Source organism: Luteimonas sp. A649, assembly GCF_054072735.1.
In genome coordinates, this window is the sequence record NZ_JBSVRQ010000001.1 from 674076 (window position 1) to 699619 (window position 25544).

General features: G+C 69.9%; 21 protein-coding genes and 2 riboswitches. Of the genes, 9 read left to right on the forward strand and 12 right to left on the reverse strand.

The genetic code is table 11. From position 1 onward, the window contains the following. Window positions 1-16: 16 nt before the first annotated feature. Together ACW5E8_RS03225 and ACW5E8_RS03230 are read left to right on the forward strand one after the other, a co-directional pair. Window positions 17-367, forward strand: a complete 351-nt coding sequence (locus tag ACW5E8_RS03225) for an ArsR/SmtB family transcription factor (protein ID WP_456964051.1) — start codon at window positions 17-19, stop codon at window positions 365-367. A 3-nt stretch (window positions 368-370) separates the two neighbouring features. After that, window positions 371-1657: an arsenic transporter gene (locus ACW5E8_RS03230; RefSeq protein WP_456964052.1), complete on the forward strand. Its 1287-nt coding sequence runs from the start codon at window positions 371-373 to the stop codon at window positions 1655-1657. On the opposite strand, the gene ACW5E8_RS03235 is transcribed toward ACW5E8_RS03230, so the two are convergent. Next, a complete protein-coding gene (locus ACW5E8_RS03235) occupies window positions 1650-3503 on the reverse strand; it encodes an FUSC family protein (protein ID WP_456964053.1) in 1854 nt (617 codons plus the stop codon). The two genes, ACW5E8_RS03230 and ACW5E8_RS03235, sit on opposite strands and share 8 nt — an antisense overlap. 197 nt (window positions 3504-3700) lie before the next feature. On the opposite strand from ACW5E8_RS03235, the gene ACW5E8_RS03240 reads away from it, so the two are divergent. Then, entirely contained in the window at window positions 3701-4228 is a 528-nt protein-coding gene (locus ACW5E8_RS03240; RefSeq protein WP_456964055.1) for a hypothetical protein, read from the forward strand. 22 nt (window positions 4229-4250) lie between these two features. Here the strand turns inward: ACW5E8_RS03240 and egtD are convergent, their stop codons facing one another. The 3 genes from egtD to gcvP all read right to left on the reverse strand — a co-directional run bounded on the left by egtD (window position 4251) and on the right by gcvP (window position 9535). Then, complete coding sequence (gene egtD, locus ACW5E8_RS03245; RefSeq protein ID WP_456964056.1) at window positions 4251-5213, reverse strand: L-histidine N(alpha)-methyltransferase; 963 nt, start codon at window positions 5211-5213, stop codon at window positions 4251-4253. After that, window positions 5210-6553 carry an ergothioneine biosynthesis protein EgtB gene (egtB, locus tag ACW5E8_RS03250; protein ID WP_456964057.1) on the reverse strand — a complete coding sequence of 448 codons (1344 nt, stop codon included), beginning with the start codon at window positions 6551-6553 and terminating at the stop codon, window positions 5210-5212. The genes egtD and egtB overlap by 4 nt, the downstream gene beginning before the upstream one ends. Before the next feature lie 96 nt (window positions 6554-6649). Next, window positions 6650-9535 carry an aminomethyl-transferring glycine dehydrogenase gene (gene gcvP, locus ACW5E8_RS03255; RefSeq protein WP_456964058.1) on the reverse strand — a complete coding sequence of 962 codons (2886 nt, stop codon included), beginning with the start codon at window positions 9533-9535 and terminating at the stop codon, window positions 6650-6652. A 49-nt stretch (window positions 9536-9584) separates the two neighbouring features. Beyond that, a riboswitch (glycine riboswitch) is annotated at window positions 9585-9677 on the reverse strand. Next, window positions 9678-9772, reverse strand: a riboswitch (glycine riboswitch). A 125-nt stretch (window positions 9773-9897) separates the two neighbouring features. Between gcvP and ACW5E8_RS03260 the strand changes: the two genes are divergently transcribed. Next, window positions 9898-11148 (forward strand): multidrug effflux MFS transporter, encoded by a 1251-nt coding sequence (locus ACW5E8_RS03260; RefSeq protein ID WP_456964059.1) that lies wholly within the window; start codon window positions 9898-9900, stop codon window positions 11146-11148. A 57-nt stretch (window positions 11149-11205) separates the two neighbouring features. Here the strand turns inward: ACW5E8_RS03260 and ACW5E8_RS03265 are convergent, their stop codons facing one another. The 6 genes from ACW5E8_RS03265 to ACW5E8_RS03290 all read right to left on the reverse strand — a co-directional run bounded on the left by ACW5E8_RS03265 (window position 11206) and on the right by ACW5E8_RS03290 (window position 16364). Next, window positions 11206-13173 (reverse strand): M2 family metallopeptidase, encoded by a 1968-nt coding sequence (locus ACW5E8_RS03265; protein WP_456964060.1) that lies wholly within the window; start codon window positions 13171-13173, stop codon window positions 11206-11208. A gap of 84 nt (window positions 13174-13257) precedes the next feature. Further along, the gene (locus ACW5E8_RS03270; RefSeq protein ID WP_456965227.1) at window positions 13258-13746 is read right to left on the reverse strand and encodes a hypothetical protein; all 489 of its coding nucleotides are present in this window, start codon (window positions 13744-13746) and stop codon (window positions 13258-13260) included. A 103-nt stretch (window positions 13747-13849) separates the two neighbouring features. After that, window positions 13850-14116 carry a cell division topological specificity factor MinE gene (minE, locus tag ACW5E8_RS03275; protein WP_456964061.1) on the reverse strand — a complete coding sequence of 89 codons (267 nt, stop codon included), beginning with the start codon at window positions 14114-14116 and terminating at the stop codon, window positions 13850-13852. Between the two features lie 3 nt (window positions 14117-14119). Then, complete coding sequence (gene minD / locus ACW5E8_RS03280) at window positions 14120-14929, reverse strand: septum site-determining protein MinD (RefSeq protein WP_456964062.1); 810 nt, start codon at window positions 14927-14929, stop codon at window positions 14120-14122. Between the two features lie 23 nt (window positions 14930-14952). After that, window positions 14953-15768: a septum site-determining protein MinC gene (minC, locus tag ACW5E8_RS03285; protein ID WP_456964063.1), complete on the reverse strand. Its 816-nt coding sequence runs from the start codon at window positions 15766-15768 to the stop codon at window positions 14953-14955. Continuing rightward, window positions 15768-16364: a GNAT family N-acetyltransferase gene (locus ACW5E8_RS03290; protein ID WP_456964064.1), complete on the reverse strand. Its 597-nt coding sequence runs from the start codon at window positions 16362-16364 to the stop codon at window positions 15768-15770. The genes minC and ACW5E8_RS03290 overlap by 1 nt, the downstream gene beginning before the upstream one ends. A 171-nt stretch (window positions 16365-16535) precedes the next feature. Here ACW5E8_RS03290 and ACW5E8_RS03295 point away from each other — a divergent pair, with 171 nt between their 5' ends. The 5 genes from ACW5E8_RS03295 to ACW5E8_RS03315 all read left to right on the forward strand — a co-directional run bounded on the left by ACW5E8_RS03295 (window position 16536) and on the right by ACW5E8_RS03315 (window position 20892). Next, a complete protein-coding gene (locus ACW5E8_RS03295) occupies window positions 16536-17762 on the forward strand; it encodes a sensor histidine kinase (protein ID WP_456964065.1) in 1227 nt (408 codons plus the stop codon). 32 nt (window positions 17763-17794) lie between these two features. After that, the gene (locus ACW5E8_RS03300; protein ID WP_456965228.1) at window positions 17795-18436 is read left to right on the forward strand and encodes a response regulator; all 642 of its coding nucleotides are present in this window, start codon (window positions 17795-17797) and stop codon (window positions 18434-18436) included. Between the two features lie 147 nt (window positions 18437-18583). Then, window positions 18584-19759, forward strand: coding sequence for a polyketide cyclase (locus ACW5E8_RS03305; protein ID WP_456964066.1), 1176 nt, complete (start codon window positions 18584-18586; stop codon window positions 19757-19759). 79 nt (window positions 19760-19838) lie between these two features. Further along, on the forward strand, window positions 19839-20213 hold the full coding sequence (locus ACW5E8_RS03310; RefSeq protein ID WP_456964067.1) for a DUF423 domain-containing protein: 375 nt from the start codon (window positions 19839-19841) through the stop codon (window positions 20211-20213). A gap of 4 nt (window positions 20214-20217) precedes the next feature. Beyond that, on the forward strand, window positions 20218-20892 hold the full coding sequence (locus ACW5E8_RS03315; protein WP_456964068.1) for a DNA-3-methyladenine glycosylase family protein: 675 nt from the start codon (window positions 20218-20220) through the stop codon (window positions 20890-20892). A gap of 409 nt (window positions 20893-21301) precedes the next feature. Here ACW5E8_RS03315 and ACW5E8_RS03320 read toward each other — a convergent pair whose 3' ends face one another. Further along, window positions 21302-21862, reverse strand: coding sequence for an outer membrane beta-barrel protein (locus ACW5E8_RS03320; RefSeq protein WP_456964069.1), 561 nt, complete (start codon window positions 21860-21862; stop codon window positions 21302-21304). A 163-nt stretch (window positions 21863-22025) separates the two neighbouring features. Then, a complete protein-coding gene (gene mfd / locus ACW5E8_RS03325; protein ID WP_456964070.1) occupies window positions 22026-25538 on the reverse strand; it encodes a transcription-repair coupling factor in 3513 nt (1170 codons plus the stop codon). Between the last annotated feature and the right edge of the window lie 6 nt (window positions 25539-25544).

The window sequence follows — 25544 nt, forward strand, 5'->3', positions numbered from 1 at the left end:
CGACTATTCTAGAAAAATGGAAATAGAAAGCGCAACCATCGCCTTGGCCGCCCTCGGGCATTCCACGCGGCTGGCCGTGTTCCGCCTGCTGGTCGAGGCCGGTCCCGAAGGCCGCACTCCCGGGGACATGGCCGAGGCGCTGTCCCTGCCTGGCGCCACCCTGTCGTTCCACCTCAAGGAACTCGCGGCGGCCGGCCTCATCGCAGGCGAGGCGCAGGGCCGATCCATTTCCTATCGCGCCGAATTCGATGCGATGAACGGCCTGGTCGAATTCCTGACCCGCAACTGCTGCGGTGGCGACCGTGGCCGTTGCGCCCCGGCGTCGCGTCCATCGGCCAAGGCCGCCCGCAAAGTGCGCGGAGCCTGAGACGTGCTGCTCGCGCTGCTGATCTTCATCGCCACCATCGTCCTGGTCATCTGGCAGCCGAAGGGGCTGGGGGTCGGGTGGAGTGCCTCGTTCGGCGCGGTGCTGGCCCTGGCCACGGGCGTGGTCGGGCTCTCTGACATCCCGGTTGTCTGGGGCTTCGTCTGGAACGCCACCTTCACGTTCGTCGCGGTGATCCTGATCAGCCTGGTGCTCGACGAGGCCGGCTTCTTCGAATGGGCCGCGCTGCACGTCGCGCGCTGGGGCCGAGGCAGCGGACGCAGGCTGTTCGTCTACCTCGTGCTGCTCGGCGCGGCCGTCGCGGCCCTGTTCGCCAACGACGGCGCGGCGCTGATCCTGACGCCGATCGTGATCGCCATGCTGCTGGCGCTGAAGTTCAGTCCCGCCGCGACCCTGGCCTTCGTGATGGGCGCCGGATTCATCGCCGATACCGCGAGCCTGCCTCTAGTCGTCTCCAACCTGGTCAACATCGTTTCGGCGGATTATTTCGACATCGGCTTTGCCGAATACGCGTCGGTGATGTTCCCGGTCAACCTGGTGTCCGTGGCCGCGACGCTGGCCGTCCTGCTCTGGTTTTTCCGCCGTGACATCCCCGGCAGCTACGACGTCAGCCAGCTCGAAGATCCCGCGTCGGCGATTGTCGATCGCACCACGTTCAACGCAGGCTGGATCGTGCTGGCACTGCTGCTGGTCGGGTTCTTCGCGCTCGAGAGGCTGGGCGTGCCGATCAGCGCGGTGGCCGGCGCCGGCGCGCTGGCGCTGCTCGGCGTGGCGGCGAAGGGGCACAGGATCTCGACCCGCAAGGTGGTGCGCGAAGCCCCCTGGCAGATCGTGGTGTTCTCGCTGGGCATGTACCTCGTGGTCTACGGCCTGCGGAACAATGGATTGACCGACCATCTGGCGACGCTGCTCGACTGGTTCGCCGGCCACGGCCTGTGGGCCGCCACGTTCGGCACGGGCCTGCTGACGGCCTTCCTGTCATCGGTCATGAACAACCTGCCCACCGTGCTCGTGGGTGCGCTGTCGATCGACGCCAGCCAGGCCGAAGGCGCGGTGCGCGAAGCGATGGTGTACGCCAATGTCATCGGCAGCGACCTGGGACCGAAGTTCACCCCGATCGGCAGCCTGGCCACGCTGCTGTGGCTGCACGTGCTGGCACGCAAGGGCATCCGCATCACCTGGGGCTACTATTTCAGGGTCGGCTTTGTACTCACCTTGCCCGTGCTGCTCGCGACGCTCGCGGCGCTCGCCGTGAGGCTGGCGATCAGCTGACAGCCGGCACCACTTCCGCCGGCTCGCGGATCAGGCACTCGCGCAGGCTGCGCACCTCCACTTCAAGCACATGGGGCAGCGGTCCCGGATCGGGCGGGATGCTGTCGTTGCCGACCGCATCCGCAAGTGCGGCCAGGGCGGCCTGCAAGCGCCTGGCGCCGCCATCGGCGAACATCGCCCGGGCCGATTCCATCGCGCTGCGCCCGCCCAGGCCTTCCAGCGCCCAGCAGGCCGACAGTGCGCGATAGGCCAGCCGGTCGGCCGACACGATCGCCGGCCAGGCTTCTTCCGCGGCGCGGGTTTCACTGCGCGAACCGGCCAGCCCGGCTTCGTGCGCGGCGACGAGGGCCATGGCCGCCTGCTGCACCGTGCCGCGGAGGGCGCGTGCCTCCGGCGCGGTGACGTTGCCGCTGGCCAGCGTCGGCACGAGTGCGGCGACGGCAGCGATGGTCCGCCTGAGCTGCTCGGGCAGGGTCACGGTGGCGGGTCGCGGCGGCAGCGCCCGGTACACCAGCAGCGCCACCACCACGCCGAGCAGGGTGTCCACGCCCCGCGCCAGTACGTACTGCGGCACGTCAGGCACCGGATGGCCGCCGCTGGCGAGGGTCAGCGCGGCGCTGGTGATGAAGATCACGGCGATGGCGTAGTTGCGCATCACCAGCATCTCCACCGTGAACTGCAGGGCCACGATCACCAGCACCAGCCACAGGCCCTGCGGATGCCAGGCCAGGATGGCGCCGCCCAGCAGCAGGCCCACCCAGGTGCCGATCAGGCGCTCCGTGCTCCGCTGCACCATGCGCACCCAGTCGAAGCCCTGGAACAGCAGCAGCACCGCCGCCGCCACCGCCCAGTAGGCGCGCTCCAGGTGCAGCAGCGATGCCAGCCCACCGGCGAGCAGCGCCGCGATGGCCACGCGCACAAGGATCCGGCGGGCGCTGGATCCCGGTCGCAGCGCATCCAGCAGCGCCTCGCGTGCGCGGGGATGGCCGGGCGGGACCTCGTCGTGGCCGGTGACCTCCACGTCGTCGGTGGTGTCGATCGCCGAAAGCAGCTGTTGCAGATGCTGTGCGAGCGCGGGGTCGGGCGCGGCGCCCCTGCTGGCGGTGCCCATGGCGTCGGCGAAGGCCAGGTGCAGCCCGCGCACCAGGGTCCGCAGGCGGCCGACCGGGACGCTGCCGCGAACCCGGGGCGGTTGCTGGTTGACCAGCACGTCCCATGCGTTTTGCAGGGCGTATGCGGCCTGGCGCCTTGCGGCCCCTTCACCAGGCGCACCGATCGCGGCAGCGTAGGCGATCACCGCGTTGCCCGCGCCCCGCGCGGCCTTGCGCTCGGGTCCGCGGACGTCGATCAGGGCGCCGGACATGTGCACCAGCCACGAAAAGCCGCCGCCGGCGGCCACCAGCAGCGCGGCAAGCGTCGGTGACAGGGGGCCGGCGGGCATGGCCGTGGCCGCGGCGCAGGCCAGCATGAACATGTAGGCGCCGGGAGGGCCGATGCGCAGCGCGTTGCCGATCCACGTGGCCACCACGGCGACCAGCGCGATCACCGGAAGCGCTACCGACCAGCCACCGGCCGAGCTCCACATTCCAAGCGCGGTGGCCAGCGCGAAGGCGAATGCGATCACGGCCAGCTGCAGCGCGCGGTGCGCGTAGGCCCGCCCGCCGCCGTACAGCGCGGTGAAGCCGCCGATCGCGACCATCATTCCGGCGGAGATGTCGCCGGCCAGCCAGCCCGCCAGCACCGGCGCGCCGATGCAGGCGCCCGCGCGCAGCGAGAAACGCACCCGGTCGGGCGGTGCGGGCTTGAACTGGAACATGCCTTGGAAGGCGGAGGCTGGACGGCTCACTCAGGAATGGTACGCCGCTGGGCGCGCCACTCCCGACGTGCGCGGGAAGCTGCAAGGCCGCCCGGACCCGCATGCGTGCCCCGGTCCGGCCGCCGCGTTGCGCCGCCGGCGGCGCTTGCGCCATGATCGAAGGCCATCCAGGGAGGAGAGCGAACGATGGTGTTGGTCGAGAATGGCAGCGGGGCAGGCGAGTGAGCATGGACATCGTGCCCGTCTGGAAGAACGTGACCCCGGAGCTGGGTTCGCAGCTGATCGCGATGTGGGCGCGCAACAACGCGCTGCCCGACCCGACCAGGGCGGCCGAGCGCGCGCAGCAGGCAGTGGCCGTGGGCCGGGATGACACCGGCGCGCTGTGGGGTGTCGGTACCGCGGTGCTGGGCATCGTGCCGTCGTTCGGCCAGCCGACCTACCTCTATCGCCAGTTCTTCGACGTCGGCGCGCGCGGGCTGAAGCAGACCATGCCCTTCCTCAACTGCATCCGCGACACGCTGGAGGCCTGGAACGCCTCGCTGCCCAAGCCGGAATCGGTGGGCGTGATGATCGAGCTGCAGAACGACGAGATGGCCGTGCGCTACCAGGACATGTTCGAGGAAGAGGCCAGGGCGCATTTCATCGGCTGGTCGCCGCGTGGACGCCAGCTGCGGATGATGTACTTCAAGGGCGCGAAGATCATGCTGCCGCCGAACGCCGTGCCCCGGCAGCGGCCGCAGCAGGCGTCCGCCTGACGCCGCCTGCGCCTGCTCCGCCTCATGCGGGGCGGAGCAGGCGCAGGCCGAACCAGTCGAGCGGGTCGTTCCATCGGGCGGCCACGCGCAGACCCGCGCCCGCGGCCAGCGCGGTGATGCGCGCATCGGTGTACTTCTGGCTCTGCTCGACGTGCATCTGCTCGCCCGTGGTGAAGTGGAAGCCGCGATCTTCCACCGTGACGGTCTGCTCCCGAAGGCTTTCCAGCGTGGTCACGACGCGGCCCTCTTCAGGCACGTAGCGCGCGCGGTGGGCGAACGCCGCCGGATCGAAATCGCTGCCGACATCGCGGTTGAGCCGGTGCAGCAGGTTCAGGGTGAACTCGGCGGTGACGCCGGCGGCATCGTTGTACGCGGCCTCGATGACCGCGGGATCCTTTTCCAGGTCGATGCCGACCAGCGCGGCACCGTTGCCGCCCATCGTGTCGTGCATCGCCTGCAGCAGCCGCACCGATTCGTCGCGGCCGAAGTTGCCCAGCGTCGAGCCCGGGAAGAACACCAGTACCGACGCCGCAGGGCGCGACGGCTGCGGCAGCCGGACCGGGCGGGTGAAGTCGGCCAGCACCGGCAGCACCTCGACATCGCCGAATTCGCGGTCCAGGCGTTCGGCGCTCGCGGTCAGCGCGGAGCGTGAGATCTCGATGGGGGTATAGGCCACCGGATCTTCCAGCGCGTCGAGCAGCAGCCGTGTCTTGCGGCCGCTGCCACTGCCGTATTCCACCACGTGGGCGCAGGGACCGACGGCGGCGGCGATCTCGTGGCCGAGGTCGGCCAGCAGGGCCAGTTCGACGCGGGTCGGGTAGTACTCGGGCTGGCGGGTGATGGCCTCGAACAGCTCCGAGCCACGGCGGTCGTAGAAATATTTCGACGGCAGGCGCTTGGGCGTCGACGCGAGGCCGCGCAGCACGTCGCCGCTGATGTCGTCCGCGCTGGGATGGAGGTCGGTCAACCTGAGATGGGGGCTCAATCGATGTCCTTGGCGAGGCGCAGGCCGGAAAACTGCCAGCGCGCGTGCGGGGGGAAGAAGTTGCGGTAGCTGGCGCGCGCGTGGCCCCGCGGCGTGGCGCAGCTGCCTCCACGCAGCACCAGCTGGCCGCTCATGAACTTGCCGTTGTATTCGCCCAGCGTACCGGCGAGCGGACGGAAGCCGGGGTAGGGCCCGTAGGCGCTGCGGGTCCATTCCCAGGCGTCGCCGAACAGGCCCAGCGGGGGAAGCGGCGTGACGGCGGGGCGCAGGCCGGCGTGGGCCTCCGTGTCAGGGCGCGCGACGGGGTGCAGCGGCGCATCGGCATCGCTGAAATTCCCTTCCACGGGCAGCCCGGCCGCGGCCGCCTCCCATTCGGCCTCGGTGGGCAGGCGCGCCCCGGCCCAGCGCGCATAGGCATCGGCCTCGTAGAGGCTGAGGTGGCACGCCGGTGCGTGCGGGTCGCGCTCGCGCCAGCCGCCGAGGGTGAATTCGCGCGCGCCGTCCTCGTGCCAGTAGAGCGGCCGCGACCAGCCTTCGTGCTGCACGGTGTCCCAGCCGTCGCTCAGCCACAGGCCCGGCGTCGCGTAGCCCCCGTCGGCGACGAAGGCGGCGAAGCCGGCATTCGATACGGGGCGTTCGGCCAGTGCATGCGCGGGCAGCAGCACGCGATGGCGCGGGGTTTCGTTGTCGTACGCGAAGGGCGCAGCGGCGGCCGGCCAGGGCGGCGCGCCGATCTCGATGATGGCCTCGTCGCGTCGCAGCCAGCGCGGATCGCCATCGGCCGTGGGCGTTCCCGTGCGCGCCCGCGGCGTGGGCAGGTCGCTGCGGTATGCGGGCTGCAGCGGATTGCACCACAGCGCGTGCTTGATGTCGGTCAGCAGCAGTTCCTGGTGCTGCTGCTCGTGGTGGGTGCCGAGCAGCAGCACGTCGCGCGTGGCGGCGTCGAGGCGGCCGTCGTCGAGGCCGCGCAGGATCCGTGCATCGATGGCGTCGCGCCAGGCGAGTACTTCGTGCAGCGAGGGTCTCGAGACCAGGCCACGCTGCGATCGCGCATGGCGTTCGCCGGCACCGACGTAATAGCTGTTGAAGAGGTAGTCCCAGCCTTCGGGGATCGCGGCGGGGTCGTCCAGCACGAAGCGTGCGAAGAACCAGGTGGTGTGCGCCAGGTGCCACTTCGCCGGACTGGTGTCGGGCATGGACTGGAGCTGGGCGTCCTCGGGCGACAGCGGCGCGGCCAACGCGCACGTGCGCGTACGGACGTCCGCATAGCGACGGCGGAGGTCGGATATCGCGTCCGCCGTGGGGGGCGCGAGGGCGTCGGCTGCCGGGAGGGCTGGCATGGGCGCAGGGTAGCGCTGCGCGTGTGAAGCGGGCTTTACGGCAGGGGAGTTCCCGAAGCAAATGGGGGCGGCCTCGCGGCCGCCCCCATCGGTTCCTTATGCGACGTCCGGTTCGCTGAACGCTTCCGGCTCATCCTCGGCCGAGCCGATCGGGATGCAGCTGCAGAACACGTTCTTGTCGCCGTGCACGTTGTCCACGCGCGCCACCGGCGGCCAGTACTTCTGGCGGCGCAGCGAGGGCAGCGGGAACACCGCCAGTTCGCGCGGGTAGGCGTGCGTCCACTCGCTGGCGCTGGCCTGCTCCGCGGTGTGCGGAGCGTGCTTGAGCGGGTTGTCCTCGCGGTCCAGCTTGCCGTCCTCGATCGCGCGGATCTCTTCGCGGATCTGGATCATCGCGTCGATGAAGCGGTCGAGTTCGTGCATCGACTCGCTCTCCGTCGGCTCCACCATCAGCGTGCCCGAGACCGGGAAGCTGAGCGTGGGCGCGTGGAAGCCGAAGTCGATCAAGCGCTTGGCGACGTCCTCGGCACCGACGCCGGTGGCGTCCTTCAACGGGCGCAGGTCGAGGATGCACTCGTGCGCCACCAGACCGTTGCGGCCGGTGTACAGGGTCTTGTAGTGCGACTCGAGGCGCGTGGCGATGTAGTTGGCGTTGAGCAGTGCCACCTGGGTGGCGCGGCGCAGGCCTTCGGCGCCCATCAGCGTGATGTACATCCAGCTGATCGGCAGGATGCTGGCCGAACCGTGGGTGGCCGCGGACACCATGCCCACCTCGCCCGTGCCGCCCAAGGCGCGCGGCAGGAACGGCGCGAGGTGCGACTTCACCGCGCACGGTCCGACACCGGGACCGCCGCCGCCGTGCGGGATGCAGAAGGTCTTGTGCAGGTTGAGGTGGCTGACGTCCGAACCCCACTTGCCGGGGCGGGCGACGCCGCACAGCGCGTTCATGTTCGCGCCGTCGGTGTACACCTGGCCGCCGTGGGCGTGGACGATCTCGCAGATCTCGACCACGTCTTCCTCGAACACGCCGTGCGTGGACGGGTAGGTGATCATGATCGCGGCCAGGCGGTCGCTGTACTTCTCCGCCTTGGCGCGGATGTCCTCGACGTCGACGTTGCCGCTGGCATCGCAGCGCGTCACCACCACCGTCATGCCGCACATCTGCGCCGACGCCGGGTTGGTGCCGTGCGCGGATTCGGGGATCAGGCAGATGTCGCGGTGGCCTTCGCCGCGTGACTCCTGCCAGGCGCGGATCGCGAGCAGGCCGGCGAACTCGCCCTGGGCGCCCGAGTTGGGCTGGAAGCTGACCGCGTCGTAGCCGGTGATCTCCGCAAGCATGTGTTCCAGGCCGTCGATCAGCTCCTTGTAGCCCTCGGTCTGGTCGGCCGGCGCCAGCGGATGGATGTCGGCGAACTCGGGCCAGGTGATCGGGATCATCTCGGCGGTGGCATTGAGCTTCATGGTGCACGAGCCCAGCGGGATCATCGTGCGGTCCATGGCCAGGTCCTTGTCGGCCAGGGCGCGCATGTAGCGCAGCAGCTCGTGCTCGCTGTGGTGGGTGTTGAACACCGGGTGGGTCAGGAACTTCGAGCTGCGCGGCAGCCCCGCCGGCAGCGCGTCGGGCGTCGCGGCGTCGAGCGTGTCGATGTCGTCGATGATGGCGTCGAACAGCTGTGCCAGCGCGACCACTTCGTCGCGCGTGGTGGTCTCGTCCAGGCTGATGCCCACCGACGTGGCATCGATCCGGCGCAGGTTGATTCCGGCCTTCGCCGCCTTGACGTGGATGTCCGCGGCGTCGACGCCGGTGACGTGCAGGGTGTCGAAGAAATCGCCGCCGACCTCGATCCCGCACTTGCGCAGCGAGGCGGCCAGCATCGCGGTCAGGCGGTGCACGCGGCGCGCGATGCGCACCAGGCCGTCGGGGCCATGGTAGACCACGTACATGCTGGCCATCACCGCCAGCAGCACCTGCGCGGTGCAGATGTTGGACGTGGCCTTCTCGCGGCGGATGTGCTGCTCGCGGGTCTGCAGGGTCAGGCGGTAGGCGGGGTTGCCCTCGACGTCGACCGAGACGCCGATCAGGCGGCCCGGCATCTGCCGCTTGAACGCGTCGCGGCAGGCCATGTAGCCCGCATGCGGTCCGCCGAAGCCGAAGGGCACGCCGAAGCGCTGGGTGTTGCCGATGACGATGTCCGCACCCCATTCGCCGGGCGCGGCGATCAGGGTCAGCGCCAGCAGGTCGGCGGCCACGGTCACCACGCCGCCGCGCGCATGCACGGCCTCGGCCACGGCGCGGTAGTCGTGGATGCGGCCGAATGTGTCGGGGTACTGCAGCAGCACGCCGTAGCTGTCGACGGTGGCGGCATCGGCGTCGTCGCCGACGTGCAGCTCGATGTCGAGGCCGCCGGCGCGGGTGCGCAGCACTTCGAGCGTCTGCGGATGCACGTTCTTCGACACGAAGAAGACGTTGGACCTGGACTTCGCCGAGCGCTTGGCCAGGGTCATCGCTTCGGCCGCGGCGGTCGCCTCGTCGAGCAGCGAGGCGTTGGCGATCTCCATGCCGGTCAGGTCGGCCAGCATGGTCTGGAAGTTGATCAGCGCCTCCATGCGGCCCTGCGAGATCTCCGCCTGGTAGGGCGTGTAGGCCGTGTACCAGGCCGGGTTCTCGAGGATGTTGCGCAGGATGACGTTGGGCACGTGGGTGCCGTAGTAGCCTTGGCCGATGAAGCTGCGATGGACGGTGTTGCGCTCGGCGATGCCGCGGATCTTCGCCAGCGCGTCGACCTCGGTCATCGGCGGCGGCAGGGCGAGGGCATCGCCGGAACGGATCGAGCCGGGGACGATGGCGTCGGTCATCGCATCGAGCGATTCGTGGCCGACCACGCGCAGCATCTGCGCGATCTCGTCTTCGTTGGGGCCGATGTGGCGTGAAACGAACGCGTCGTGGTGTTCGAGCGAGCGGAGTGAAGGGGACTTGGACATGGCAGGGACCTCGCGGGCGCGGATGGGCCGCGTGCACGCACGCGGGGCGCCCCTCTGTCCTTTTGCCTGAGAGTTCGGGATGGGGCGCGAGCCCCCATCCATGCACCTTCGGCGCCGGGTTTGACCGGTCTCTCCAGAGTTGTCCCCGTCGGCGGTACGTGGGCCTGAGCGATTACGGGCGTTGCGCCTTCGGCAGCCGGTCCGGTGGACTGGGACGGCTTCTCCCGCTGGAGGGTCTTGCCCGGGGATTATAGCCTGTGGGAGCGGCTACAGCCGCGATTGGCCCGTCGCGGCTATAGCCGCTCCCACGCAGGGTAGCGAGGCAGCCGGTATCCTTGGCGGCCGCCTACCTGCGCCTGCCCATGCCCCCGCATCTGCCCAAATCCACCGGCCGGCTGGCCCTGCTGCTGGCGGGGCTGTCGATGTTCGGCCCGTTCTCGATCGACGCCATCTTCCCGGCCTTCCCGGTGATGGGCGAGGCGCTGGGCGCCGACAAGCTGGCGATGCAGCAGACCATCAGCGTCTACCTGGTGGCCTATGCGCTGATGAGCCTGGTGCACGGCCCGATGTCGGATGCCTTGGGCCGCCGCCGCGTGATCCTGGGCGGCCTGATCGTGTTCATCGGCGCCTCGGTGGGCTGCGCGCTGGCTGACGACCTGTTCACCATGCTCGCGTTCCGCGCGCTGCAGGGCCTGTCCGCGGGCGTGGGCCTGATCGTGGGCCGCGCGGTGATCCGCGACGTGCTCCACGGCGACGACGCCCAGCGCCTGATGAGCCAGGTGTCGATGATCTTCGGCATCGCCCCGGCGATCGCGCCGGTGATCGGCGGCTGGATCCTGGGCTGGGGCCACTGGCACGACATCTTCTGGTTCCTGGTCGGCTTCGGCGTGCTGCTGCTGGCGGCGACCTGGGCCTGGCTGCCCGAAACCCATCCGGTGGAGAATCGCAGCGCGCCGGTGCCGCGGCGGATGCTGCGCGACTACGTGCTGATCCTCGCCAACCGGCGTTTCCAGCGCCTGGCGGTGGCGGGCGCGCTCAACTTTGCGGCGCTGTTCCTGTACATCGCCTCCGCCCCCGCGTTCGTGCTCGACCTGCTGCGGCTCGACGAGCGCAGCTTCGCCTGGTTCTTCGCGCCGATGATCGGCGGGATGATGCTCGGTGCCTTCACCTCCGGGCGCGTGGCCGGGCGGATGTCGCACGTGCTGCAGGTCAACCTGGGCTTCGCCTGCTGCGGCCTGGCGGCGGTGGCCAATGTTGCCTACGGCCTGCTGGTGGACGTGCCCACGGTGCCGTGGGCGGTGCTGCCGGTGGCGCTCAACGCCTTCGGCGTGGCCCTGGTGTTCCCGGTGCTGACGCTCGCCATCCTCGACATGTATCCGCGCCAACGCGGCGCGGCCTCGTCGCTGCAGGCCTTCACCAGCCTGGCGCTCAACGCGGTGGTGGCTGGATTGCTGTCGCCGATGGTCAGCGGATCGACCGCCACGCTCGCGGTGGCCGCCGCGGTGTTCACGTTGGCCGGCTGGCTGGTGTGGCGCCTGGAGCGGTATCGGACCAAGCGCCTGCCTGAGGGGCAGTGCGAGCCGGGAATGCCGGACCCTACCGAACACGTGTAGGTTCCCCGCGTGGCTGCCCCATCCCCCGCTGCGCGGGCAGACGGGGCAGGCCTTGCCTTACTCCGCGGCCGCGACCGGCACGGCGGACGCCTGCCAGCCGCAGGTCTTGCCTTCGTTCTGCTCGACCAGCCACTCCTTCAGCGGCGCGAAGTATTCCAGCACCGCCGAGGCGTCCATGGTCTCGCCGCCGGTGAGCTCCTTCATCGTCTGCTGCCAAGGCTGGCTGTTGCCCTTGGACAGCATCGCCCAGAACTTCTCGCCCGCCGCCTGGTTGCCGGCGAAGGTGCATTCGTTGAGCGGGCCGACGTGGCCGGCGGCGTCGCACAGCGCCTTGTAGAACTGGAACTGGAGCACGTGCGAGAGGAAGTAGCGCGTGTACGGGGTGTTGCCCGGCACGTGGTACTTGGCGCCGGCGTCGAAGAATTCCTCGCCGCGCGCGGTGGCGGGGGCGACGCCCTGGTAGCGCGCCTTCAGGTCCCACCAGGCCTTGTTGTAGTTGTCCGGGGTGATCGTCCCGTCGAACACGCCCCAGCGCCAGCGGTCGATCATCAGGCCGAAGGGCAGGAAGGCGACCTTGGACAGCGCCATGCGCATCTGCGAATTGATCAGCGCCTCCTCGCCGGGCACCTGGCCTTCGACCAGTCCGATCGACTGCAGGTACTGCGGGGTCATCGCCAGCTCGATGGTGTCGCCGATGGCCTCGTGGAAGCCGTCGTGCGCGCCGTTCTGGAACAGCGGCGGCAGCTTGCCGTAGGCCAGGTAGTAATAGACGTGGCCGAGCTCGTGGTAGATGGTGGTGAAGTCTTCCTCGTTGGGCTTGATGCACATCTTGGTGCGCACGTCGCTGGCATCGGGGTTCATCTGCCAGGCGCTGGCATGGCAGACCACGTCGCGGTCGCGGGGCTTGATGAACTGGGTCTTCTCCCAATAGCCCTCGGGCAGCGCCGGCATGCCCAGCGAGGTGTAGAACTCCTCGGCCTGGCGGGTCATGGCCTTCGCGTGCTCGAGCTGCGCTCCGCGCGCGACTTCAACCCGGCCGTCGGTTTCAAGCAGCGCGCTTTCGCGCATCAGCCGCTCGTTGAGCGAAGCCTGGTACTGCCGCTCCAGCGCGCCGGTCACGTCCATCTGGCTGGCGTTGGGGTAGGGCGCCACCAGCGACCAGAGGTTGCTCCAGTCCTGCTGCCACATGTTGCCCATCAGGTGCGCGGGCAGCATGCCGTTGATCGAACCCTTGCCCGGATACTCCGCTTCCAGGCGGGTGCGGGTGTAGCAGTGCAGCTGTTCGTAGAGCGGCTCGACCTGGCTCCAGAGGCGGTCGGTTTCGGCGGACAGTTCGGCCGGGGTCATGTCGTAGCCGGCACGCCAGAGCTCGCCGGCATCGGCGAAGCCGAGGTCGCGCGCGCCTTCGTTGACCAGGGTGGCGAAGCGCTCGTAGTCCGCGCGCATCGGCTGCGCGATGGTGTGCCAGCCCTGCCACGCGTCGAGCTGGGCGTCGTAGTCGCGGTCGTTGCGCAGCACGTCCTCGAGCTCGCCGAGCTGGCGGCAGGAGCGCGCGTCGCCTTCGCCGGTGCAGTACTCGCCGCGCGCGTAGATGCCTTCCATCTTCGTGGCCAGGGTGGTGAGCTCCGACAGCTTCGCGGGATCGCGCGGCGGCGGCATCGCGGTGCCGAGCTTCAGCAGGCTGATCGCGCGCTCGGTGGCCGGCGACATCTCCTTGCCCTCGAAGCGGCGCGACTGCTCCACCCACTGCTGGGTACGCGCGAGGAAGCGTTCGTTGCCCTTGGACGCCAGCAGTTCGCTGTCGCCGTTGCTGTAAGTGGCGGCGATCCACTGCGACGCCGTCATCTCCGGCATCAGCTGTGCGAACTCCTCGTTCACGCGGGCGATGAACTCGTCCGCGGTTTCCTTCTCGAGCTGCGCCTGCGACGGCGTGCCGTCGGGGCCGGGCGCGGTGGACGGGCGCGAGCAGGCGGCGAGCAACAGGCTGGCGGCAATGGCGATGGCGATGCGGGTGCGTGGCTTCACTGGTGGATCTCCGGTGGCGCCCGCTCGGGCGCGAAACCCACGCAGGCTAGTAGGCGGGTGGCGCGGCCGCAAGTGGCGGCCGCGTCAGGCCGGGAGCAGGGCGCGCGCCTGCAGCCAGGCGCGGGCGTCCTCGGCGTCGCGTTCGAACCAGGCGCGGGTGGAGCCGAGCCGGAAGCTGTAGCCCCAGGCATCCATGTCGGCCATCAGGCGGTCGCACCCGACGCCGGGCAGGGCATCGGCGAGCACGATCTGCAGGTAGCAGGTGGCGTCTTCTTCAGGTACGGAGTCGGTGGCATCGGTGTGCACGAGCGCGCGGCGCTCGGGCGGCAGCACGATCAGGTGGCAGGCTTCGTGCAGCATGGAATGCACGGGCGTATCGCCGCGCGCGTACACGTGGTTGCCGATGATCCCGGCCTCGGGCTCGCCCCAGTAGCTGCCGGGAATCGGTGCGCCGTCGTCGACGCGTAGCAGTTCGAGCCCGTGCCGCGCAAGCAGCGCGGCGGCATCGCGGAAACCGATGTCGCGCAGCCGCAGCACCTCCGCGGAGGTGCTTTCCCCTGTGGGAGCGGCTATAGCCGCGATGGGGCCACCGGCAATCGCGGCTATAGCCGCTCCCACAGGCCCTGCTTCAACAGGCCCTGCTTCAACGGGCGCGGCCTCCGCTTCCACGGCAGGCTCAGTTGGCCGCGGCCGCGCGCTCGTCGGTCAGGGCCACGCTGATGTCGAGCACGTCGTGGTCGCCATCCTTGATCAGGTCGACCTTGACCGCGTCGACGTCGACGCTGACGTACTTGCGGATGACCTCGAGCAGTTCGCGCTGCAGCAGCGGCAGGTAGTCCGGCGCGCCGCGCGAGCTGCGCTCCTGCGCGACGATGATCCGCAGCCGCTCCTTGGCGATCGATGCGGTGTTCTTCTTCGGCTTCAGGAAATCGAACATGCCCATGCCTCAACCTCCAAACAGCTTGCTGAAGAAACCCTTCTTCTCCAGCTGGATGAAGCGCATCGGTCGCTCCTCGCCCATGATCCGGGCCACGGCGTCGTCATAGGCCTGGCCGGCCTCGGATTCCATGTCCAGGATCACCGGTTCGCCCTTGTTCGAGGCGTTGAGCACGTCGCCCGATTCCGGGATCACGCCCACGGTCTTCAGGCCAAGCACGTCCTCGACGTCGGTGATCGACAGCATTTCGCCATCGCCCACGCGCTGCGGGTTGTAGCGGGTGACCAGCAGGTGCGACTTGATCGGCTCGCCGGCCTCGGCCCTGCGGGTCTTGGAATCGAGCAGGCCGATGATGCGGTCGGAGTCGCGCACCGAGGACACTTCCGGGTTGACCACGACCACCGCCTGGTCGGCGAAGTACATCGCCAGGAACGCGCCCTTCTCGATGCCGGCGGGGGAATCGCAGACGATGTAGTCGAAGCCGTCGGCGTCGAGTTCCTTCAGCACCTTCTCCACGCCGTCGCGGTTGAGCGCGTCCTTGTCGCGCGTCTGCGACGCGGCGAGCACGTACAGGGTCTCGAAACGCTTGTCCTTGATCATGGCCTGCTTGAGCGTGGCCTCGCCCTGGGTGACGTTGACGAAGTCGTACACCACGCGGCGCTCGCAGCCCATGATCAGGTCGAGGTTGCGCAGGCCGACGTCGAAATCGATGACCGCGACCTTCTTGCCGCGCCGCGCCAGGCCGCAGGCCAGGCTCGCGCTGGTGGTTGTCTTGCCGACGCCGCCCTTGCCGGACGTGACTACGATGATCTCGGCCAAAGTCTGTCTCCTGTATGCGCGCTTCAGTCGAGCGCTGCGATTTTCAGCTGGTCGCCATCCAGCCAGACCTGCACGGCCTTGCCGCGGAGGTCCGCGGGGATGTCTTCCAGCACCTTGTAGTGTCCCGCGACGGCCACGAGTTCGGCATGGAACTCGCGGCAGAAGATACGCGCCCGGGTGTTGCCCTGCGCGCCCGCGAGCGCACGCCCGCGCAGCGCGCCGTAAATGTGGATGGAGCCGTCGGCGATGACCTCGGCACCGGCGCCCACGGCGGCCAGCACGGTGAGGTCGCGGTTGTCGGCATAGACCTGCTGGCCCGAGCGCACCGCGGTGGCCTGCATCAGGCCGGGGTCACCGCTGCGCGCGGCAGGCTCGGACGACGCCGAGGTGGCCGGCTTGGCCGAGCGGGGGCGCTCCGCCGCCGACGGCGCGGCCACGGGCGCTTCGGGCGTGGGCGCTGCCTCGGCGGTGGTGCCACCGACGGGTTCGTACTGGGCGCGGAACTTGGCCAGCAGCGGCAGGCCGAGCTCGATCGCCAGCTGTTCGTTATCGCTGTTGCCCCAGGCCAGCGCCACCGGCAGGGCGCCGGCCTCGCGCAGGGCGTCGAGCAGCGCGCGCGCGGTCGCGACGTCGGGCAGCGCGGACAGGCCGCCGAAATCGACCACCACCGCACCGCGGCCGAACAGCTTGGGCGCGCGCTGTACGCGCTCGCGCATCTCGGCTGCGAGGCGCTCGACGTCGAGGCTGCGGATGCGCAGGTTGGCGATGCCGACCTGGCCGATCTTGAGTTCACCGGCGGGCTCGAAGCTCACGACGGGCGCGCCCTGGGCCTTCGCCATCATCGGGTCCCCGTCGCCAGGCGGGCTTCGTCGGCCGGACGCGGCTGCGTGAGCCAGGGTGCGTCGGGCAGGTCCTCGCCGTAGGTATCGCGGACCCAGCCGTAGCTGCACATTTCCTTGGTCAGCATCGAGGCGCGGATCCCGGTGCCCGGCATCACGTGCTGGCCGACCTCGCGGAAGCCGAAGCTGCCGTGGAAGATGCGCGCGGTGTCGCTGTCGTGCTCGACGAACACCTCGCAGGCCAGGACCGGGTAGCGGAGCTCGGCATAACCCTGCACGTCGGCATAGATCGTGCGGCCCACGCCACCGCCGCGGCGGCGGCTGGCGACGACCACGCGGTCGATGTACATGAAGTCCGGGTGGCGCGCGGCGAACCAGTCGAAATTGCTGCTGTCATGGCCGCGGCGCGAGCCGAAGCCGACCAGGAAGCCGGCCAGGGTGCCGTCGCGCTCGGCGACGCGGAAATAATCGGCAGTGTCGAAGAACTGGCGCAGTCGGGCCGAATCCAGCGGCAGGATGGAAGGACCGGCGGCATTGTTCAGGGCAAGGACGGAATCCAGCTCGTGCTCGCGCACGTCGCGGACAACAATCGACATTCCAGACTCCGTGGTGTGGCCAATGACGCCAACGTGGCGCGCGCGGGGCCGGGGCCAGCGCGTCGCGGTCGTCGACTGCGAGCCATTATCGCATGGCCCCGTCGTGGCCGGCGACTGCATGCATGACTTCCGGACCGTAGTCCGGGCGCCGCTTGCGCCTACCATGCAGGCATGCTCCAGCGCTTCGACCACAACCGTCTGCTGCGTTACGCGGGACTGTTCACCTGGGCGGTGATCGGCCTGCCGTTGCTGCTGCTGACCCTGCCCCAGCCCGACCGCGACGGCGTGCCCTCCGCGGTCGCACCAGGGGCGGTCCAGGCCTGGGTGGCGTGGGCGGTCTTCGGGGCCAGCTATGCCTGGCTCACCCGCGGGCTGGGCCGGCAGCGGGTCGGGGCCTTGGACCGGGCCCTGCTGGCGGGGCTGGCCGGCGGCGCGATCGCGATCAGCTACTACAGCCAGAGCGGCCTGGGCAGCATCCTGCTGATGGTGGTGGCCAGCGTGCTGCCCTGGCTGCTGCCGGTCTGGCAGGGCGTGGCCCTGCTGGTGCTGTGCGAATTCGTGATCGTGCCGGTGTACGTGCGCGGATTCGACTTTTCCTGGGCCGAAGCGGTGCTGCAGGCCAGCCTGTACGTGGGCTTCACCGGCTTCGCCTTCGTCACCGGCCTCGTCGCGCGCCAGCAGGCCCAGGCCCGGGACGAGCAGCGCCGCCTGAACGCGGAGCTCCGCGCCACCCGCGCCCTGCTGGCCGAGAGCGTGCGCGTGAACGAGCGCACCCGGATCTCCCGAGAGCTGCACGACCTGCTCGGCCACCACTTGACCGCGCTGAGCCTGAACCTGGAGGTGGCCAACCACCTGACCGAGGGCAAGGCCCAGGAACACGTCGGGCAGGCGCACACGCTGGCCCGGCTGCTGCTGTCCGACGTGCGCGACGCGGTCAGCCAGATCCGCGGCAACGAGACCATCGACATGGCCGCGACCCTGGAACCGCTGGCCGGCAACGTCCCGGGACTGTCGGTGGAGATGCGCCTGCCGCGGCCGTTCCCGATGGAAGACCCCGAGCGCGCCCACGTCCTGCTGCGTTGCACCCAGGAAATCATCACCAACGCCGTGCGCCACGCCCAGGCCAGCGTGCTGCACCTGCAGTACGCGCTGGAGCGCGGCGCGGTGCGGCTGGTGGCCCGCGACGACGGCCGCGGCGCCGACGGCTTCACCGCCGGCAACGGCCTGCGCGGCATGCGCGAGCGGCTGTCGGCGTATGGTGGCGAGGTCGAGGCGGAAACCGCGCCGGGACAGGGCTTCACCCTGCGGCTGCGACTGCCGCTGGACGACATCGCGGACATCGCGGTACCCGTGGCGGAGCCGTCCGGCCCGCCGCAAACCACAACGGAGGCGACATGACGACCCCCGCAACTCCCGCGGATCCCGGCCGCGTGATCCGCGTCTGCCTGGTCGACGACCAGACCCTGGTGCGCCAGGGCATCCGCTCGTTGCTGGCGCTGGACGGCGGCATTGAAGTGGTGGCCGAGGCCGTGGACGGCCGCCAGGCGGTAGAGATGATCCCCGGCATCGCCCCGGACGTGGTGCTGATGGACATGCGCATGCCGGCGATGTCCGGGCTGGAGGCGCTGCAGGCGCTGTCCCAGGCCGGCACGCTGCCGCCCACGATCATCCTCACCACCTTCGACGACGACCAACTGGTGCTGGCCGGGCTCAAGGCCGGGGCCAAGGGCTACCTGCTCAAGGACGTGTCGCTGGAGCAGTTGGTCGGGGCCATTCGCACGGTGGCCGGCGGCGGCTCGCTGGTGCAGCCGGCGGTCACCCAGCGCCTGCTGTCGGGCCTGGAGCACATGCGCAACGATTTCGTCAGCCTCGACCGCCCGGACCCGCTCACCGACCGCGAAACCGAGATCCTGCGACTGATGGCCTCGGGCTTCTCCAACAAGGAGATCGCCAATTCGCTGGGCGTGGCCGAGGGCACGATCAAGAACCACGTGTCCAATATCCTGAGCAAACTCGGGGTGCGCGACCGCACCCGCGCGGTGCTCAAGGCGTTCGAGCTGCAGCTGGTCTGATCGCTGGCGCGCCGCCGGCCCCCGGGCCCGGCCGTCACGCGATGTGGAAAAATGCATGCCGCGGAGGTCGCGGCGACGCCGGCAATCTTGCTAGGATTGCGCGTCTGCGCCCCGGCCTCGGCCGGTCCTGGTCCCGGAGAACCCTGAATGACCCGTTTGCTTGAGCTCCTGATTTCCATGGCGATCGTCGCCGTGCTGTTCTTGATCGTCGGCGTGCTGCTGCCGTCCAGCCGTTACCTGACCGAAAGCGTCGAGACCAATCGCAGGATGGCGATCGTGTTCGACACGATCAACAGCTTCAAGCGGTTCGACGACTGGCACCCCTTTGCGCTGGGCAACGTGAAGCTGAACCGCTCGGGTCCCGACGAGGGCGTCGGTGCGCGCATCGACTACGACTCCGAAGTGTCGGGCGTGGGCAAGGGCAGCTGGGAGATCGTCGAGTCCGACCAGGATTCGCGCGTGGTCTACAAGATCGAGGACAACAAGCGCGGCTCGGACAAGTCGAGCACGTTCACCCTGAAGCCGACCGGTCGCGGTGGCCGCAACATCGAGATCACCCAGGATTTCAAGGTCGACTACGGCTGGAACCTGCTGGGCCGCTACGCCGGCCTGTATGTCAGCCGCAACGTCGGCGACACCATGAAGTTCGGCCTGGGCCGCCTGAGCAGCATGCTGGCCTCGGTGCCCAACTTCGACTACCGCGTGGAGGGCTCGAACCTGACGGGCCTGGAGATCGTGGAGCTTCCCGCCGAGAACCTGCTGGTCGTCAACGCCGGCGCGATCGAGCGCAGCAACGAAGTCATCAAGAAGGCGATGAAGGACAACATCGAGTGGATCAAGCGCACGATGGAGGCGAACGACCTCGAGGCGATCGGCCCGCTGCGCATCGTGACCACCGAGTTCGCGCGTGAGACCTACACCTTCGACGTGGTCCAGGCCGTGCGCCCGAAGGGCACCGGCGCCGCCGAGGCCGGCACCGATGCCGTTGCCGACGCGGACGAGGCAACGGGCGATGCGGCCGAGGGCGAGCAGGCCCCCGTCGTACCCGGCTTCGTGGTGGCAGAGTCGGAGGCGCTGGACGAGGCGTCCATCGAGCTGCTGGGTCCGGTCACCTACGTGCGCAGCGAGCCGACGCGCGTGGTCCGCGCCAACTACAAGGGCTTCATGGCCGAACTCGACGTGGCCCGCAACGCCACCCGCGCCTGGGCCATGACCCAGGGCGAAGAGGCCATCGGTCGCCCGTACGAGTACTACCTCAACGGCGTCGACACCGCGTTCACCGCGGACGGCCAGTTCCAGGTGTTCTGGAACCTCAAGCGCTGAGCCCCGGCCCGCGCGTGTGACATCCCGGAACGCCGCATCGAAAGGTGCGGCGTTTCGCGTTCTGGAGGAGGCGTTTCCGATGGCATCGCAGGTGGGCATCCGATCCGTGGCGGGCCGCCGCCTGCTGGCATCCGCCGGCGCCGTGCTGTCCGCGGCGGCGGTTGCGCTGGCGGCCTACGCCTCGCACGCCGCGGGGCCCGATGCTGGCGCGCGGCTTGGCCTCGCGGCGGCCTTCGCCTTCGGCCACGGCCTCGCCCTGGCGGCGCTGGCACCGCGCGCGGCCGGACGCTTGGCGAAGGCGGCACTGTGGGCACTGCTGCTGGGCGTGCTGCTGTTCGCCGGCTCGCTGGTCGGCGCCCATTTCCTGGATCTTCCGACCCGGCTTGCGCCCACGGGCGGGAGCCTGATGATCCTCGGCTGGCTGCTGCATGCTGCCGCCGCGCTACGGGACTGAGGCCATGCCACGCTACAGCCGCGGGTACGACACGCTTGAAGCCGAGGCCTGGCTGGCCCGCCGGGACCGCCGCCTGGGCACCTGGATCCGCCGCCTGGGCCCGATCGAACCCGACCCGCGCTGGCGCCGCTCCTTCGACCCTGCGGACGCCCTGGCCCGGGCCATCCTCTACCAGCAGCTGAGCGGCAAGGCCGCGGCGACGATCGTGTCGCGGGTCGAGGCCGCCATTGGTGCCGCCCGCTTGCATTGCGACACCCTGGCGCGCGTCGACGACCCCACGCTGCGCGCCTGCGGTGTCTCCGGCAACAAGACGCTGGCGCTGCGCGACCTGGCCGCACGCGAGGCGCGCGGCGAGATTCCGGACCTGCGGCGGATGTCGGTGATGGACCAGGACGCGATCGTGGCGGCGCTGGTGCCGGTCCGGGGCATCGGGCGCTGGACGGTGGAAATGATGCTGATGTTCCGCCTGGGGCGGCCGGACGTGCTGCCGGTGGACGATCTGGGCATCCGCAAAGGTGTGCAGGTGCTGGACCGCGCGGAGGCGATGCCGACGCCGCGGGAACTCGCTGCGCGCGGCGAACGCTGGGGGCCGTTCCGGACGCATGCGGGGCTGTACCTGTGGCGGATCGCGGACTCGCTCAACGTGGGGAAGGCGGCGACGAAACGCTCGCAGGAGTGAAGGCGGGAGGGCTGCGTGGGGCAGGCCAGCGGCACATCACTCCGTGGCCAGCCAGTGGGAAGCCACTGCGTGATGCGCCGCTGGCCTGCCCTTCATCTTTCCCGCGAGGGTGGGAGGAAAAGCTGGCCAGATTGGAGGCGCGGGCGCTTATGGGGTGGTGCGGCTGGGCCGTTGGGGTGCGTGGGCTTGCGAACCCAACCTCGCCGCGAAGGTGGAAGCGGTGGGCAGGCGCGTCACGCAGCGGCTTCCCACTGGCTGGCCGCGGAGTGGCGTGCCTGCCCGCCGCCTCCGCGAAGCCCCCCATTGGCTGGCCGCGGAGTGACGCGCCTGCCCGCCGCCTTCGCAGAGCCCAACACCAACGAAAATGGCCGCCCGGAGGCGGCCATGCGGAGCAGTCCTGGCCGGGGGCTCAGAACCGGAATTCGCCTCCGAGGGCGATGGTGTCGATGTCGAGGTCGATACCGTCGAAGTCCGCCTGGCGGCGGTCCCAGTGCAGGGACAGGCCGAAGCGGCGGTTGAAGTCGTAACCCACGCTTGCGCCGAAGTAGGGCTTGGTGGAGTGCTCGTCGTCGATCACGTCCCAATCGTCCTCGCGCAGCTGCGCGGTGATGCGTGCGATGCCGGCGCGGCCACCGATGAAGAAGCCGAGGCCGTCGGCGCCGAAGTTGTGCTTGGCGGCCACGCCGATGCCGAAGCTGACGAGGTCGAGGTCGGTGTCGTAACCCAGGTACTCGGTGTACAGGGTGCCGACATGGCCTTCGATGGCGAAGTTGCGGTTGAACCAGTAGCCGCCCGACAGCACGGCGGAGGTGTCGTCCTCGCTGGCGGAGATGCCGTCATACGACAGGTCGATGTCGCTCTGGCCGATCTCGGCGCGCAGGAAGCCGGCTCCGCCGTCGACGGCGAGGGCGGCAGGGGCGATGGCGGCAAGCGCGAGGCCGCAGGCGAGAGCGAGGTGGTGGGTCTTCATGTGGTGCGTTCTCCTTGAACGTCGATGCGCCCATTCGTGGGCGCGCGAAGCTTGGAGAGGGGAGGAGTGGGTGTCAATGGCGGGGGCAGGCCAGTGGCACATCACTCCGCGGCCAGCCTGACGCGCGAAGTGGCGTGCATGCCCGCCGCCTCCGCGCGATAAATCAGCCCTTCCCGGGCGCCAGCAAGGCCAGCAGTCCGCGGACGGCCTGCAGGCGTTCTTCCGGCGTCGGCAGTTCGAGCGTGAGGCGCAGGGTGTCGGGGCCGTCCATGCGGTAGCTCTTCGGCTGGGACTGCACGAGCTGGATGATGGCCATGGGATCGACCGAGGGCTTCTCGACGAATTTGACCCGGCCGCCGCTGGCGCCGACGTCGATCTTGCCGATGCCCAGCGTGTTGGCGCGCAGCTTCAGTTCGGCGATGGCAAAGAGCAGCTTGGCCGGGTCGGGCAGCAGCCCGAAGCGGTCGATCATCTCGACCTGCAGCTCGCGCAGTGCGTCCGTGTCGCGCGCCGAGCTGATGCGCTTGTAGAGCGTCAGGCGCGTGTGCACGTCGGGCAGGTAGTCGTCGGGGATCAGGGCCGGTGCGTGCAGCTCGACTTCTGCACCGCGCGCGGCGGTGCCGTCGACGTCGGGGAGTTCGCCGCGCTTGATCGAGCGCACCGCGCGCTCCAGCAGCTCGGTGTACAGGCTGAAGCCGACCTCGGCCATCTGGCCGCTCTGGTCTTCGCCCAGCAGCTCGCCGGCGCCGCGGATCTCGAGGTCGTGGGTGGCCAGTGTGAAGCCGGCGCCGAGTTCGTCCATCGAGGCGATCACGTCCAGGCGCTTCTTTGCATCGGCGGTGATCGAGCGCTTGTCCGGCACCACCAGGTAGGCATAGGCGCGATGGTGCGAGCGGCCGACACGGCCGCGCAGCTGGTGCAGCTGCGCCAGGCCGAAGCGGTCGGCGCGGTTGATGATGATGGTGTTGGCGTTGGGGATGTCGATGCCGGACTCGATGATGGTCGAGGCCAGCAGGACGTTGAAGCGCTGCTTCTGGAAGTCGAGCATCACCCGTTCCAGCTCGCGCTCGGGCATCTGCCCGTGGGCCACGCCGATGCGCGCGTCGGGCACCAGCTCCTGCAGCTGGCGCTGCATGCGGCCGATCGACTCGACGTCGTTGTGCAGGAAGTAGAGCTGGCCGCCGCGCGCGAGTTCGCGGTCGAAGGCCTCGTGCAGCTGGTCGTCGTCCCAGGGCACGACGAAGGTCTGCACCGCCAGGCGGTTGGCCGGGGCGGTGGCGATGATCGACAGGTCGCGCAGGCCGGCCATGGCCATGTTGAGCGTGCGCGGGATCGGGGTCGCGGTAAGGGTGAGCAGGTGCACGTTGGCGCGCAGGGCCTTCAGCGCCTCCTTCTGGCGCACGCCGAAGCGCTGCTCCTCGTCCACGATCACCAGGCCCAGGTCCTTGAAGCGCACGTCCTTCTGCAGCAGGCGGTGGGTGCCGACGATGACGTCGATGGTGCCTTCGGCGACCTTCTCCAGTTCGGCCTTGATCTCTTTCGTGCTCTTGAAGCGCGACAGCACTTCGACCCGCAGCGGCCAGTCGGCGAAGCGGTCGCTGAAGTTGCGGAAGTGCTGTTCGGCCAGCAGCGTGGTTGGCACCAGCACCGCGACCTGCTTGCCGGCGGCCGCGGTGGCAAAGGCCGCGCGCACCGCGACTTCGGTCTTGCCGAAACCCACGTCGCCACAGACCACGCGGTCCATCGGCTGCGAGGACTGCAGGTCGCGCAGCACGGCCTCGATCGCGGAATGCTGGTCGGGGGTTTCCTCGAACGGGAAGGTGGCGGCGAACGGCTCGTACATGCCGCGGTCGATGTCGATGGCCAGGCCGGCGCGGGCCTGGCGCTTGGCCTGGATCTCGAGCAGCTCGGCGGCGACGTCGCGGACCTTCTCGGCCGCCTTGCGCTTGGCCTTCGTCCACTGTTCACCGCCCAGCGAGTGCAGCGGCGCGGTTTCCGGCGAGGCGCCCGAGTAGCGGCTGATCAGGTGCAGCTGCGCAACCGGGACGTATAGGCGGTCGCCCTTGGCGTACTCGATCTCGAGGTACTCGGCGGGCATGCCGCCGGCCTCGAGCTTCACCAGTCCGCGGTAGCGGCCAACGCCGTGGTCCTCGTGCACGATCGGCGAGCCGTCGGACAGCTCGCCCAGGTCGCGGATGATTGCTTCCGGCTCGCGGCCAACGCGCTTGCGCCTGCGCGGCTGCGCGGCGCGTTCCGGGAACAGCTGGCGTTCGGTGAGCACCGCCAGCGGGAGTGCGCCGGCGACGCCGCCGTCCAACGCGAAGCCGTCTTCCAGCGGCGCCACCGAGATCGCGAAGCGCACGTCGCCGGCGGCGAACGCGCGGAAGTCCGGCACGACCTGCGGATGCAGCGCGGCGGCGTCGAGCACTTCCAGCAGCGCCTCGCGGCGACCGGGGCTGTCGGCGGACACCAGGACGCGGCCCGGATAACTGCCCAGGAAGTCCTTGAGCGGCGCGGCGGTGGCGTCGTGGCGGGCGGAGACCGGCAGCTGGGGCGCGGGCTGTTCGCCCAGGCGCGCGGCTTCGGCATGGCGCGGGTGGTCGGCGCCCGCGATCTCGATCCGAGGTGCCTCGTTGAAGCGCGAACGCAGCGCGTCGGGCGCCAGCCACAGCGCATCCGGCGGCAGCACCGGGTGCTCGACGTCGTGTCGGCGCTGCTCGTGGCGCTGTCCCGCCTGGATCCAGAAGTGGTCGGCCGCGGCCGGCGTGCCGTCATCCACCAGCGGCAGCGCGTCGTTGCCGAGGTAGTCGAACAGGGTGGCGGTGGCGCCGTCGGGGAAGAACAGCGGCAGGTAGTACTCGATGCCCGCGGGCGCGGCGCCGGCCTTCAGGTCCTGGAACAGCGCGCTGCGACGGGTGTCGATGTCGAAGCGCTCGCGCAGCGCGTCCAATGCGCGGCCGCGCGAGGCTTCGTCCAGCGGCACTTCGCGGCCGGGCATCAGCTGCACGGCCTGGACCTTGTCCAGCGAGCGCTGGCTCTCCGGATCGAACACGCGGATGGTGTCGATCTCGTCGTCGAGCAGCTCGACCCGGAACGGCGCGGCTTCGCCCATCGGATAGACATCGAGCAAGGCGCCGCGCACGGCGAAGTCGCCGGGATCGTAGACCTGCGGCACGTTGCGGTAGCCGGCGGATTGCAGGCGGCGCTTCTCGGCGTCCAGGTCCAGGCGCTGGCCCACGCACAGGTCGAAGCTGTTGCCGATGACGTACGACAGCGGCGGCAGGCGCTGCATCAGCGTCTGCACCGGCACCGCCAGCACGCCGCGCTTCAGCGATGGCAGCCGGCGCAGGGTGGCCAGGCGCTGGGAGACGATCTCCGGGTGCGGGCTGAAACGGTCGTAGGGCAGGGTCTCCCAGTCGGGGAAGGCCAGCACCGGCAGTGTCGGGTCGGCGCCGACCAGGGTCTGCAGGTCCGCTTCCAGCTGGGCGGCCGCGTGGTTGTCGCGCGTGACCGCCAGCAGCATGCCCTCATGCGCACGCGCGGCCGCGGCCACGAACCAGGCCAGCGCCGAACGGGAGGCGGGCGCACGCCACCAGGCACGCGGCCGGCCGGGACCGGGCAGCGGCGGAGGGGAGGACGGCAGGAGGACGGGGGAAGCTGGGGTCTTGTCGGTCATCGGCAC

Excerpts from the sequence above, each read along its gene's own strand:
- ACW5E8_RS03225 (WP_456964051.1), top strand. The coding sequence starts at position 17 with ATGGAAATAGAAAGCGCAACCATCGCCTTGGCCGCCCTCGGGCATTCC.
- ACW5E8_RS03240 (WP_456964055.1), top strand. The coding sequence starts at position 3,701 with ATGGACATCGTGCCCGTCTGGAAGAACGTGACCCCGGAGCTGGGTTCG.
- egtB (WP_456964057.1), bottom strand. The coding sequence starts at position 6,553 with ATGCCAGCCCTCCCGGCAGCCGACGCCCTCGCGCCCCCCACGGCGGAC.
- gcvP (WP_456964058.1), bottom strand. The coding sequence starts at position 9,535 with ATGTCCAAGTCCCCTTCACTCCGCTCGCTCGAACACCACGACGCGTTC.
- ACW5E8_RS03260 (WP_456964059.1), top strand. The coding sequence starts at position 9,898 with ATGCCCCCGCATCTGCCCAAATCCACCGGCCGGCTGGCCCTGCTGCTG.
- minE (WP_456964061.1), bottom strand. The coding sequence starts at position 14,116 with ATGGGCATGTTCGATTTCCTGAAGCCGAAGAAGAACACCGCATCGATC.
- minC (WP_456964063.1), bottom strand. The coding sequence starts at position 15,768 with ATGGCGAAGGCCCAGGGCGCGCCCGTCGTGAGCTTCGAGCCCGCCGGT.
- ACW5E8_RS03290 (WP_456964064.1), bottom strand. The coding sequence starts at position 16,364 with ATGTCGATTGTTGTCCGCGACGTGCGCGAGCACGAGCTGGATTCCGTC.
- ACW5E8_RS03295 (WP_456964065.1), top strand. The coding sequence starts at position 16,536 with ATGCTCCAGCGCTTCGACCACAACCGTCTGCTGCGTTACGCGGGACTG.
- ACW5E8_RS03305 (WP_456964066.1), top strand. The coding sequence starts at position 18,584 with ATGACCCGTTTGCTTGAGCTCCTGATTTCCATGGCGATCGTCGCCGTG.
- ACW5E8_RS03310 (WP_456964067.1), top strand. The coding sequence starts at position 19,839 with ATGGCATCGCAGGTGGGCATCCGATCCGTGGCGGGCCGCCGCCTGCTG.
- ACW5E8_RS03315 (WP_456964068.1), top strand. The coding sequence starts at position 20,218 with ATGCCACGCTACAGCCGCGGGTACGACACGCTTGAAGCCGAGGCCTGG.
- ACW5E8_RS03320 (WP_456964069.1), bottom strand. The coding sequence starts at position 21,862 with ATGAAGACCCACCACCTCGCTCTCGCCTGCGGCCTCGCGCTTGCCGCC.
- mfd (WP_456964070.1), bottom strand. The coding sequence starts at position 25,538 with ATGACCGACAAGACCCCAGCTTCCCCCGTCCTCCTGCCGTCCTCCCCT.